Source organism: Acinetobacter sp. TYF_19 (assembly GCF_043105125.1).
Lineage (GTDB): Bacteria > Pseudomonadota > Gammaproteobacteria > Pseudomonadales > Moraxellaceae > Acinetobacter > Acinetobacter johnsonii.
Genome location: NZ_JBICLH010000088.1, coordinates 1 through 12,215 on the forward strand (window position 1 = coordinate 1; position 12,215 = coordinate 12,215).

The 12,215-nt window shown below is 41.8% G+C and carries 11 protein-coding genes and 4 tRNA genes; 6 read left to right on the forward strand and 9 right to left on the reverse strand.

Annotated elements, in window-relative coordinates; all coding sequences use genetic code 11:
- Nucleotides 1–146 precede the first annotated feature (146 nt).
- From ACF8FD_RS15445 to ACF8FD_RS15455, 3 genes are read left to right on the forward strand one after another with little or no spacing between them, the layout of a single operon-like run.
- Nucleotides 147–647 (forward strand): YfiR family protein, encoded by a 501-nt coding sequence (locus ACF8FD_RS15445; protein WP_005401945.1) that lies wholly within the window; start codon nucleotides 147–149, stop codon nucleotides 645–647.
- Between the two features lie 4 nt (nucleotides 648–651).
- A complete protein-coding gene (locus tag ACF8FD_RS15450) occupies nucleotides 652–1,890 on the forward strand; it encodes a sensor domain-containing diguanylate cyclase (RefSeq protein ID WP_058951664.1) in 1,239 nt (412 codons plus the stop codon).
- A complete protein-coding gene (locus tag ACF8FD_RS15455; protein WP_234304526.1) occupies nucleotides 1,884–2,360 on the forward strand; it encodes an OmpA family protein in 477 nt (158 codons plus the stop codon). Before ACF8FD_RS15450 ends, ACF8FD_RS15455 begins: the two co-directional genes overlap by 7 nt.
- Nucleotides 2,361–2,475: 115 nt before the next feature.
- Here the strand turns inward: ACF8FD_RS15455 and ACF8FD_RS15460 are convergent.
- The 9 genes from ACF8FD_RS15460 to ACF8FD_RS15500 form a co-directional block, all read right to left on the reverse strand.
- Nucleotides 2,476–2,552 (reverse strand) — tRNA-Pro (locus ACF8FD_RS15460).
- 18 nt (nucleotides 2,553–2,570) lie between these two features.
- Nucleotides 2,571–2,646 (reverse strand) — tRNA-His (locus tag ACF8FD_RS15465).
- Nucleotides 2,647–2,681: 35 nt separating this feature from the next.
- A tRNA-Arg gene (locus tag ACF8FD_RS15470) sits at nucleotides 2,682–2,758 on the reverse strand.
- 46 nt (nucleotides 2,759–2,804) lie between these two features.
- Nucleotides 2,805–2,881: transfer RNA gene (locus ACF8FD_RS15475), tRNA-Pro, on the reverse strand.
- Between the two features lie 153 nt (nucleotides 2,882–3,034).
- On the reverse strand, nucleotides 3,035–4,102 hold the full coding sequence (nadA, locus tag ACF8FD_RS15480) for a quinolinate synthase NadA (protein WP_234305069.1): 1,068 nt from the start codon (nucleotides 4,100–4,102) through the stop codon (nucleotides 3,035–3,037).
- Between the two features lie 145 nt (nucleotides 4,103–4,247).
- On the reverse strand, nucleotides 4,248–5,468 hold the full coding sequence (argJ, locus tag ACF8FD_RS15485) for a bifunctional glutamate N-acetyltransferase/amino-acid acetyltransferase ArgJ (protein WP_234954191.1): 1,221 nt from the start codon (nucleotides 5,466–5,468) through the stop codon (nucleotides 4,248–4,250).
- Between the two features lie 157 nt (nucleotides 5,469–5,625).
- Complete coding sequence (locus tag ACF8FD_RS15490) at nucleotides 5,626–5,973, reverse strand: hypothetical protein (protein WP_234304524.1); 348 nt, start codon at nucleotides 5,971–5,973, stop codon at nucleotides 5,626–5,628.
- A 191-nt stretch (nucleotides 5,974–6,164) separates the two neighbouring features.
- Nucleotides 6,165–8,888: a preprotein translocase subunit SecA gene (gene secA / locus ACF8FD_RS15495; protein WP_058870251.1), complete on the reverse strand. Its 2,724-nt coding sequence runs from the start codon at nucleotides 8,886–8,888 to the stop codon at nucleotides 6,165–6,167.
- 213 nt (nucleotides 8,889–9,101) lie between these two features.
- Nucleotides 9,102–9,521: a hypothetical protein gene (locus ACF8FD_RS15500; RefSeq protein WP_058870252.1), complete on the reverse strand. Its 420-nt coding sequence runs from the start codon at nucleotides 9,519–9,521 to the stop codon at nucleotides 9,102–9,104.
- Between the two features lie 344 nt (nucleotides 9,522–9,865).
- On the opposite strand from ACF8FD_RS15500, the gene ACF8FD_RS15505 reads away from it, so the two are divergent.
- The 3 genes from ACF8FD_RS15505 to ACF8FD_RS15515 all read left to right on the forward strand — a co-directional run bounded on the left by ACF8FD_RS15505 (nucleotide 9,866) and on the right by ACF8FD_RS15515 (nucleotide 12,212).
- Complete coding sequence (locus ACF8FD_RS15505; protein WP_058870253.1) at nucleotides 9,866–10,507, forward strand: peroxiredoxin; 642 nt, start codon at nucleotides 9,866–9,868, stop codon at nucleotides 10,505–10,507.
- A gap of 308 nt (nucleotides 10,508–10,815) precedes the next feature.
- Nucleotides 10,816–11,640, forward strand: a complete 825-nt coding sequence (locus ACF8FD_RS15510) for an MBL fold metallo-hydrolase (RefSeq protein WP_279679185.1) — start codon at nucleotides 10,816–10,818, stop codon at nucleotides 11,638–11,640.
- Nucleotides 11,637–12,212 (forward strand): dual specificity protein phosphatase family protein, encoded by a 576-nt coding sequence (locus ACF8FD_RS15515; protein ID WP_279679184.1) that lies wholly within the window; start codon nucleotides 11,637–11,639, stop codon nucleotides 12,210–12,212. Before ACF8FD_RS15510 ends, ACF8FD_RS15515 begins: the two co-directional genes overlap by 4 nt.
- Nucleotides 12,213–12,215: the final 3 nt, after the last annotated feature.

The following is a 12,215-nucleotide window of genomic DNA, read 5'->3' on the forward strand; positions in this document are numbered from 1 at the left end:
TTGCAATACCTTTTTTCATTATTTTATTTTAAACGCATATTTTTTGGTCAAAAATGTGATTTTTGTCGATTATTAAAGCAATTTTAACCATCACTGTTTATTTTTCGTTAAAATAAGCTCACTTTCGCTGCCAAGCAAAATGAATAATGACAGCTTTTAAATACAAAATTTATTTAACCCTTTTGTCCTGCTTAATGATTTCTCAGGTACAGGCGCAGCCACAACTAAATCTCCCTGCAACCACGTTGACGATTTTGAGCTATGTGCGTTGGAATACACCCAATCCTATTTCTTTATGCATTTTAAATAACAGCCAATTATCCAATCAGTTCATTCAAGTGAATCAGCAACTCAAAAGTGCATATCAAATTCAAGCGGTCAGTTTGTCTGAATTAAATAAGGTTATGTGCAATGCTGTTTTTTTCTCAACCTACACACCACGTGAAGAGCAAAATATTATAAATAACCTAAAAGATGCTCCACTAACTTTTAGCTCTAACAATACTGAATGCGAATTAGGTAGCGCATTTTGCTTATATCAAAATAAAACGCGAACTTCCTTTAAGGTAAACTTGGCCAGCCTATCCCAGTCCCAAGCGCGTGTAGATCCACGTGTTTTATTATTAGCAAAATCTACGGAGCCTTAAGTCAATGTTTCGTAAAAGCTCTAATACTTCCCTACAAAAAATTTTTAGTCAGTCTCAATTGCTGATTTTTGCCCTTACCCTCGGAATTTGTAGTTTAATTTTCGTGGTGATTTCCATCTACACCATGAATACCTACGCCAAGCAAAGCCTTAATATTTTTAGCGCAACCTTAAGTGAGCAAATTCAACCTGCTGTCATTTTCAATGATCCTATTACACTACAGCAAACACTGAACAATCATATTCAGCAATATCCAATTCGCGCTATTCAAGTCATCAACCTACAAGGGAAACCACTGGCCGAAGCATACAAACCTACACCTGAGTTTGCATGGATGGAAAATCTGTTTGATAAGGTCTTCTTTAAACATCCTGTGACACGCACCATCAAACATCAAAATAACCAGTACGGGACATTGATCATTTACGGTAGTGCCACTCAACTCATGAGCTTTTTCTTTCAGCTATTGATTTGTCTCTCCGCTGGGATTTTTGTCATCCTGTTGATTATGTTGTGGTTGGTACATTCAACCTATCAAAAACTGATGCACTCGATTCAACCCATGGTCAATACTGTTGAAAGCCTTAATCTTGATACTCAATATCAAGCACGTCTTCCATCATCCCCCATTTATGAATTTCGCGTCATCAGTGGTGCATTTAATAATTTATTAGATAAAGTGCAGCGTACCAATGAAAAACTACAAAGCGAAAACTCTCAGTTATCACATCAAGCGTTGCATGATCAGTTAACTGAACTCCCGAATCGTCATTATTTTTACAATATTTTGTTTAATCAATTTGAACACCCTGAGAAAAACCAGACAACTCTCTTTTTTATCGACAACAATAACTTTAAAAACATTAATGATGTTTATGGGCACTTAGCAGGTGATGCCGTCCTCAAAGAAATGGCCCAACGTTTGAAAAAGAATGTCAGAAGCCATGATGTGGTTGCTCGTTTAGGTGGTGATGAGTTTGCAATTCTGCTTCGTAATATCAAACACTATGATCATTTAGAACTAATTTGCGAGCATTTAATCGAATGCAGTAAAGCCCCGTTATCTTTTGATCAACATCAGATTCATTTTAGTTTCAGTATTGGCGTTGCTTTCTCAAAATGTGCAACAACGCCTGAAGATTTGATTGCTGAAGCAGATAATGCCATGTATAAAGCCAAAAACTTAGCTCAAGGGTGGTACATCACACCTTGCCTAAATCCGGATCAGGAACCCTCATGTTAAAACATCTTTGTAAATTTATGCTTATCGCAGGTCTTATCACTGCTTTATCTGGCTGCCTGAGTTTAGGGCATCTCAACTATAAACAAGCGCGTATGCTGAAGAAACAAGGCTTTACCCTGACCGAAGAAGGCTGGACGCTGAGACTGCCTGAAAAATTATTGTTCGGCTTTGATCAATCCGATATTCAAGCTTCTCAAAAGCCCGCACTCGAAGCGCTTTCTAAACAGTTGCAGCAGTATAATTTGAATAAAATTAAAGTGGTTGGACATACAGATAATATTGGTGACCCAAGCTACAACCAAACACTCTCGGGGAAACGCGCATCAACAGTTAGCCAGATTTTTATCGAAACAGGGTTTAAAACTCAAAATATTCAGAGCATGGGTCGCGGTGCATCACAACCTTTGGTAGAAAATAGCAGCGAGGAAAATCGAGCGCTGAATCGTCGTGTGAATATTATTATTCCTTAAGCATTTATGTTTTATCTTTAGCCTTCGTCACGAAGGCTTTTTTATGTACTTTACTAAATTTCAGGCATAAAAAAACCGCTTAATGCGGTATCTTTATCTCGACCATTTCAATAAATGGTCGGAGCAGTAGGATTCGAACCTACGACCCCCTGGTCCCAAACCAGGTGCACTACCAGGCTGTGCTATGCTCCGATTTCAACTTTTTAAAGTTGGGGTGAATGACGGGATTCGAACCCGCGACAACTGGAATCACAATCCAGGGCTCTACCAACTGAGCTACATCCACCATAACGTGTCGGTTCTTAATACCAAGCTACCTAATGGCGCGCCTGACAGGATTCGAACCTGTGACCATCCGCTTAGAAGGCGGATGCTCTATCCAACTGAGCTACAGGCGCATGACCAATAATACGAGGTATTATGGATAACCTTGCCTTGAAGAATTGGTCGGAGCAGTAGGATTCGAACCTACGACCCCCTGGTCCCAAACCAGGTGCACTACCAGGCTGTGCTATGCTCCGATTCATCTCAGCTTTTGTATCGAACATCTCGTTCGGTACGGTGTGCATTCTAGGCGCGACGCTTGATAACGTCAACACCTATATTTAAAAAAAATAAAAAAATCACGTCAAATGTATATTAATCAAGCGTTTCAGGCATTTTTTATACAAATTTTACCGTTTTAGCGATGCACTGAAATCCAACATGCGATCTAAAGGTAATTTCGCACGCTCAGCAAGTACCGGGTCTACAAATATTTCCTGATCGCCACGCTGTAATACCTCTAAAATACCATCCAGCTCATTCATTGCCATCCACGGACAATGTGCACAAGAACGACAGGTTGCTCCCTCTCCGGCTGTTGGTGCTTCAACCAAAATTTTGTTGGGCACTGCTTGTTGCATTTTGTAGAAAATACCCCGATCGGTTGCCACAATCAGTCGTTCATTGGGTAAGGTTTGCGCCGCTTTAATCAGTTGTGACGTACTTCCAACGGCATCAGCAACATCCACCACTGACTCAGGTGACTCAGGATGTACCAGCACCGCAGCATCAGGATACAGCGCCTTCATTTGTGCAATCCCACGTGCACGGAATTCTTCATGCACAATACATGCACCATCCCAAAGCAACATGTCTGCGCCTGTTTTCTTTTGAATATAACGGCCTAAATGCTGATCGGGCGCCCAAATAATCTTTTCACCCAAACTGTCTAAATGCTCAATAATTTCGACTGCACAACTTGAAGTCACCACCCAATCAGCACGAGCTTTAACGGCTGCTGAAGTGTTGGCATAGACCACTACTGTATGGTTTGGATGGGCATCACAAAACTGACTGAATTCTTCAACAGGACAACCCAAATCTAAAGAACATGTAGCCTCTAAAGTTGGCATCAGAATGGTTTTATTCGGTGATAAAATTTTTGAGGTTTCACCCATAAATTTAACGCCCGCCACCACCAAGGTCGATGCTGGATGATCACGACCAAAACGTGCCATTTCCAATGAATCAGAAACACAGCCACCACTTAACTCCGCCAATTCCTGCACTTCAGGATCGCAATAGTAGTGCGCTACCAATACCGCATCGCGCTTTTTCAACTCGGCCAAGATTAAGGCAAATTTTTCTTGCTTCACTTCATCACTGAGCTTTGAGTCTTTGGTTTCACCCAAACGGTCCAAATGCGCCTGCACAATTGATTTTGCGTCATTGGCAATTAAATTGGTCGCATTGTTCATCATTCATTCATCCCTTCATGCTTGTCGGCAAGCAAGTCCCGCACTTAATTTATTGGCCAAATGGCTTCTCGGCTTTTGACCAATCATTCAAAAGTTCTTATGGTAAAAAAGCCTACAAAGGAGGCTTTTTTAAAACTCGTTAAGATTAAGAGCGATAATCCGCATTAATCTTTACATAGTCATAAGATAAGTCACAGGTATACACTGTGTCTTTCGCTGCCCCGCGTCCTAGATCTACACGAATGGTCATTTCAGCTTGTGACATTACACGAGCACCTTCCGCTTCAGTGTAATCGGCAGCCGCGCCACCATCCTTACAGATTTGCACATCATCTAACCAAACTTGGATTTTTTCAACATCTAAATTTTTAACCCCAGCATAACCAATCGCAGCCAAGATACGTCCCCAGTTCGGATCTGACGCAAAAATCGCGGTTTTAACCAAAGGTGAATGTGCAATACTATAAGCAATATCACAGCATTCTTGCGTGTCATACCCACCTTCAACAGCAACCGTAATAAACTTAGTTGCACCTTCACCATCACGCACAATTAGTTGTGCAAGACGTTTCATCATACGCGTGAGTACATCTAGCACTACGGTATAGCGTGCATCTTGGGTTGAGCTAATTTCAACACCACCCGCTTGACCCGTAGCCGCAAAGATACAGGAGTCATTGGTTGAAGTATCACCGTCAATGGTAATTCGGTTGAACGAAACATTAACCGTTTCGCTCAACAGTTGCTGAACCAACTCGCGGCTGATAGGTGCATCGGTTGCAACATAGCCCAACATCGTTGCCATGTTGGGACGAATCATGCCTGCACCCTTAGAAATACCCGTCATGGTATACGTGATGCCATCCAATTCGAATTGCTCAGATGCGCCTTTCGGTGTGGTGTCTGTGGTCATAATCCCAGTAGCAGCAGCATCCCAAGCATCAGCACTCAAACTATTTAATGCAGGCTGTAATCCATTTAACAAACGCTCCAACGGCAATTGCTCACCAATCACCCCTGTTGAAAACGGTAACACTTCCGTTGATTGCACACCAGCAAGTTCAGCCAACTGTGCACAAGTACGCTCAGCATTCAGCATGCCTGTCTTGCCTGTACCTGCATTGGCATTACCGGTGTTAATAATGAGATAGCGCGGATTCGCCACATGTAAGTGCGCTTTTGACACATGCACGGGCGCTGCACAGAACGCATTTTGAGTGAAAACACCCGCAACATTCGTTCCTTCAGCAAATTCGAAAATGACAAGATCACGTCGGTTCTGATAGCGCACATAAGCTTCAGCCGTTCCGATTCTCACCCCTTTCACCACGTGCATTTGTGGCATTGATACGTCACCTACTGGCATTTTAAACGTCCAATTCATTTGTTAGAAAAAACACAGCTTATTAGAATTTTCAGAAAAAATCGAGCAGAAGACTTTGTTTGCTTTAACTTTTCAATGCACACTCATTTTTGACATAAAAAAACCAATCCGAAGATTGGTTTTATGTAGCAGCATTTGATTAATTTGAAGCAAGCTGTGCTGAGCTAGACAAAAGCGCTTGTTTAGCATTTTCTTGACTTACAGGAGAAAGTGCTGGGTTTGAAGCCACAATACGGTTCACCGTTACTGCATTTACAGGAGCAATAGCAGCCGTTTGCAGAACTACTGGGCGTTGATTTGGGTTGGCAAAGGTATAGCGAATACCTGTACGCGGACTTTGTACTGTAATATTGCCATTGGCTTGTGCCGCAGGTGCTGTGGTTGCACCGCGTGCTTGTTGAACTTTAGCTGCGGTAGTGGTATCTGCAAATGCAAAAGTTGGAAGCACTAAAGCTACAATCATGATTGGTTTTAATACTTTTTTCATTGTCTTTCCACTTTAGAGGTTTAGATGATGAGCAACTAAATAGCATTTAATGCCTAACACTGCAAATGCTATTCACATTATGCAACGCTTTAGCTGTAATCAGAATCGTATTTGGATTGATCTTAACGTCTATTTTTCAGTCATACCAATAAAAAGCAGAACCGAAGTTCTGCTTTTCACTCGTTCACAGTTTAGATTTTACCGTGACACTGTTTGTATTTTAAGCCTGAACCACATGGGCAAGGCGCGTTACGACTCGCAGGTGCCGTAAACTCTTCTACAGGCTCGTATTGTGCATCTACTTCTGCGAAGTGGCTTTGATCATCGGCCAACAAACCATCAAAATCTGCATGCGACAAGTTCAATTGCATCGCTTCAGCTTGAGCTTGCTTTTGAGCTTCCATTTCAGCCAGCTCTTCAGCCGTTGGTACATGTACGCGAGATAAGTCAGTCACAACATCTGATTTAATAATCGCCAACATATTTACAAATAAGTTATACGCTTCTTTTTTGTATTCTTGCTCAGGATTTTTCTGTGCATAACCACGTAAATGAATGCCTTGGCGTAAATAATCCATCGCCGCCAAGTGATCTTTCCAGTGACGATCCAGCGAGTTCAGCATGAAGTGACGCTCCAGCATAACTGCTGTTTCATCCCCCATTTGCTCACGGCGGCTACGGTAGCGCTGTACCACTTCATCAGTAATACGCTCAACCAAAGACTCTTCATCTAAACGACGGTCATCTTCCAACCATTGGTTGATTGGCAAATCAATTGCAAGGTCTTCACGTAACGCTTTTTCAAGCCCATCAATATCCCATTGATCATGAATTGACTCAGGTGGGATATAGTTAGAAATCACACCTTTAATCACATCACGTTGCATTTCTTCGATGTAATCTTGCAATGTACTTTCTGCTAAAACTTCATCACGTTGCGAGTAAATAATTTTACGCTGTTCGTTGTTGACGTCATCGTATTTCAATAAGTTCTTACGAATATCGAAGTTACGTGCTTCAACTTTGCGCTGCGCATTTTCAATCGAACGTGACACCATTTTATGCTCAATGGCTTCGTCTTCTTGTAAGCCCATCGCACGCATCATGCCCACAACACGATCACCCGCAAAGATACGCATTAAGTCATCTTCAAGGGACAAATAGAAACGTGATACACCAGGGTCACCCTGACGACCTGCACGACCACGAAGCTGGTTATCAATACGACGTGATTCGTGACGCTCAGAACCAATAATGTGTAAGCCACCCGAACTCAATACCATTTCATGGTTTTGTTCCCATTCGGCTTTTAAGCGCGCTTCATCTTCAGGGGTTGGGTTTTCAATTTTTGCCAGTAAAGCTTTCCAGTTACCACCGAGCAGAATGTCTGTACCACGACCAGCCATGTTGGTTGCAATGGTCACTGCACGCGGTGCACCCGCTTGCGCAATGATATCTGCTTCACGTTCGTGTTGTTTTGCGTTCAATACTTCATGCTGAATACCTGCTTCTTTCAATTTATCTGACAGAATCTCAGAGGCTTCAATCGTTGCAGTACCAATCAAAATTGGGGCTACACCAGACTCATGCACGCGTTGAATTTCTTGAATAATCGCATTGTATTTACCATTACGATTTAAATAGATTAAATCGTTTTGGTCGAGACGAATCATTGGACGATGCGTCGGAATGATCACCACGTCTAGACCATAAATTTCTTTCATTTCCGCAGCTTCAGTATCGGCAGTACCAGTCATACCCGAAAGCTTTTTGTATAGACGGAAATAGTTCTGGAAGGTTGTGGTTGCAAGCGTTTGGTTTTCAGGCTGGATTTCTAAGCCTTCTTTTGCTTCAACTGCTTGGTGTAAACCTTCAGACCAGCGACGACCTGGCATGGTACGTCCTGTGTTTTCATCGACAATGATCACTTCACCATCATTGATGATGTAATGCACATTGCGTTGATACAAGTAATGCGCACGAATGGCAGCAGTAACATGATGAACTAGGTTTAGGTTGGTCGATGAATACAGGCTTTCACCTTCAGCCAACAAGCCCATTTCAATCAGTTCATTTTCAACCGTTTCAAAACCAATTTCTGTCATTTCAACAGAACGTTGTTTTTCATCAATCCAGAAATGACCGCCATCCGCGACTTTTTCTTCTTTCTGCGCATGTAGTTTGGGTGGAATGCTGTTGATTGCGGCATACAACTGTGAAGAATCATCACTTTGACCTGAAATAATCAAAGGCGTACGCGCTTCATCAATTAAGATCGAATCGACTTCATCGATGATGGCATAGATCAAACCACGTTGTTTTTTCTCAGCAAGCGAGAACACCATGTTGTCACGTAGATAGTCAAAGCCAAATTCGTTGTTGGTACCGTAGGTAATATCGGCACGATAGGCTTCAGCTTTCTCTGTTGGATCTTGCATGGAATAGATAATCCCGATGCTTAAACCCAAAAATTCAAAGAGCGGACGGTTTAATTCAGCATCTCGCTGTGCCAAATAGTCATTCACAGTAATGACGTGAACACCTTGAGCACTAATCGCGTTTAAATAACACGCCAAGGTACCCATCAGGGTTTTACCTTCACCTGTACGCATCTCTGCAATTTTACCTTCGTGTAAGGTAATACCACCAATCAACTGTACATCGTAATGACGCATGCCCATGACACGCTTAGCTGCTTCACGGCAGACGGCAAATGCTTCTGGGAGTAATTTATCGAGGCTTTCGCCCTTGTTATATCGTTGTTTAAATTCTTCAGTTTTTGCAGATAAGTCTGCATCGCCAAGAGCGGATATCGTCGGCTCGAGCGCATTAATCTTGTCTACGATTTTACGCATGCGTTTGAGTTCGCGCTCATTTTTGGTACCGAAGATTCCTCCGATCAGACTTGCCAACATGAATAGACTCTCTAAATCTTGCTTGTCAAATGAATATGTTTTCTTAGTCGTTATTATGGTGCTAGAAATTTGAAGTACAAGGGCTTTACACAAAACCATTTAAAAAATCTATTCATTGTTTCTAGCCCGTCGAATCTAAGGCAAACTAATGTAACAAATTTTAAACAGCCGACATAGAGATTTCATCCGACTCATCAGGATTCAAGGCCTTTTTTAAAGTAGTGACTTTAATTGTTTGCAGTTATTCAAGGTTTTGCTTTCAAGTGCTTGATTTTGCCGCAGCGAGGCTTTCACCCCATTATTTGACTGACTTGGATTTATGCTCTGTAGGAAACCCAAGAGTTGTTCATCATTGACTCGCATTGCGGTAAGAATCGGAACAAGCTGAACACAAACAATTTGATAAATATTATTCGCATTCTGACCTCGAGCTAACTCCTGTTCGAGAGCCTGAGATAGCGCCACTTTCCGCTGTGTAAGGCTTTTTTGAGACGCTAGATATTGATCTGTAATTTGTTGTGGCGTTTGACGAGCAGTACTGACTTGGGCTTGTTTCAATTGCCCACCATTCTGCGCATGGGTTACTTCCAGTCCCCATAGCACTAAAGTCAGGGCGATACCTATTTTTTTCATTGTTGGAATGCTCAAGTTTTTATACTTTGTGGAATTGCTTTAAAAAACAACTATAAATCAATCATGAAAATAATTATAGCCGATCGTATGTGCGATCAATTCTATAGAGCGATACACTTCACAAAAGCAGAAAAAATCTCGTCTAAACACCGTTACCAAATATGCAAATAAGCGGTGTCTAGAGCAACAATGAGGTCATCTTTGGCATACCAAATACAGAACACGTATCCGATCAATTATGAATATTTTGTATAAACAAATAATAAAACACTATTTTTCATGCAAAAGAAATTGCGCCATAGTGATGTTCATTCCATAGACATAAAGATAATTTGAGGTTCAACATGAGTTTACGTTTAGGCGACATCGCACCCAACTTTCAACAGGCTTCGAGCGAAGGCGAAATTGATTTTTATCAATTTTTAGGTGACAGCTGGGGGGTACTGTTTTCACATCCTGCTGACTACACGCCAGTATGTACCACCGAGCTTGGCTTTACCGCAAAACTCAAAGATGAATTTGAAAAACGTGGAGTAAAAGCCATTGCCCTCTCAGTCGATGATATTGAGTCACATTTAGGTTGGATTAAAGACATCAATGCAACCCAAAATACCACGGTGAATTTCCCGATCATTGCCGACCAAGACCGTAAAGTGTCTGAGCTATATGGTTTTATCCATCCCAATGCCAGTGAAACATTAACGGTTCGCTCTTTAGTGATTATCGACCCAAACAAAAAAGTCCGTTTGATTATCACTTATCCCGCATCAACAGGTCGTAATTTCCATGAAATCTTACGCGTGATTGACTCACTGCAACTGACTGATCATCACAAAGTTGCAACTCCTGCGAACTGGCAACAAGGTGAGGATGTGGTGATTGTGCCATCACTCAAAGATGAAGCTGAAATCGCACAGCGCTTTCCGAAAGGTTATAAAGCAGTCACCCCGTATTTACGCCTGACTCCACAGCCTGAGCAAGGATAAAATAATCTGCTGTTGCAGCAGACAAGCAAAGCCCGAAGTTTTAACCGAGCAGCCCCATTGAAAACAAAAATGGGGCACTGAACTCCAAGTAATCCAGAGAGGAAACTAAACAATAGAAATACGTTCAGAGTCACCTTGTATGATCGTTTCAAACTCCAATGACGAGCCGAGTTTGAACTTTTGAAAGCCTGTCAATCGACAGGCTTTTTTCTTTTAAAGCAGGCATACATGACTCTTTAACAAAATCAAACTGTTAAAACTCAAATCTTCCGCTATAACAGTCAAAACAATACGATAAAAATGACTTTATGATTTATAACATTCACCATTTACATTGCGGCACCATGTGTCCAGTGTGTGCCCTACTCTTTGGTCAAAAAGGTTTTCAAGCTAAGGTTGTGTGCCATTGTCTTTTGGTTGAAACAGATCAAGGGCTGGTGCTGATTGATACGGGCTTAGGCATCCAGGACTATCTATACACCAAGCAGCGTTTGGGGCAGTTGGTGGCTCGAATTGGAAAAATTGAACAAAACTTAGAATTAACTGCCATTGCACAAATCCAAAAACTTGGCTTTAGCCCAAAGGATGTCAAACACATTTTGGTTTCACATCTGGATTTTGACCATGCGGGGGGTATTTCCGACTTTCCCAATGCAACAGTACATATCCTGTCTAACGAATATAATGCGGCACAAAACCTGAAGTCATTTAAAAATAAAGCCCGTTATAAAACACAACAATTTCAGCAGCATCGCCATTGGCACTTTATTGAGCCAATTCACGGTGACGCATGGTTTAATTTGACTCAAGTGCAAGGATTTGACTTATTTCATAATGAGATTCTTTTGATTCCGCTGTTTGGGCATACTGAAGGTCACTGTGGCATTGCCATTAAAACCCAGCAGGGTTGGAAACTCTTCTGCGGGGATGCCTACTACTCCCACCTTGAACTCAACCCTCAAAATAAACTTCGCAGCTTAAATGCCTTGGAAGTATTTTTTGCCGAAGATAATTCACAGCGCTTAAGCAACCTGCATAAAATTCAACAATTGGCGCAGTCGGAACCACTTATCGAAATCTTTTGCGCACATGATCCTGTTGAACTTTCACACCATCAGAGCCTGATTCTATGACCAAATATCTTGTTATGCTTTCTCTGTGTATCAGTGTTTCTGGCTGTATGACTACGCCTGCGCTGCCCGAGACCGAGCGTCCACAACACTGGGGACAGTCGATCCAACCTGCGCATAATTTCTATCAAATCAGTGAAACTGTTTTTCGTAGTGAGCAACCCGATCAAGATTTAATTCCGAGTTTAAAAGCACAAGAAATTGATGTGATTATTAATTTACGCTCACACAATCAAGACCTGAAAAAACTGTCCAACCAAGGGTTTGAATTGGTGCATATCCCGATTCATACATGGGCGATTGACCGAGAAGATTTATTAAAGGTGATGCAGCAAATTCAACATGCGGAGCAAAACCAGCAAAAAGTTTTATTGCATTGCTACCATGGTTCAGACCGTACAGGCGCCAGTGTGGCTATGTACCGCATTATTTTTCAAAACTGGTCTACCGCTGATGCCTTGGCTGAGATGAAACATGGGGGTTATGGTTTTCATCCAATTTGGCAAAATATCGAACCGTTATTTAGCCCTGCAAATATAAAATGGATTCAACAGCAACTGTTGAATCCATCATAGTGA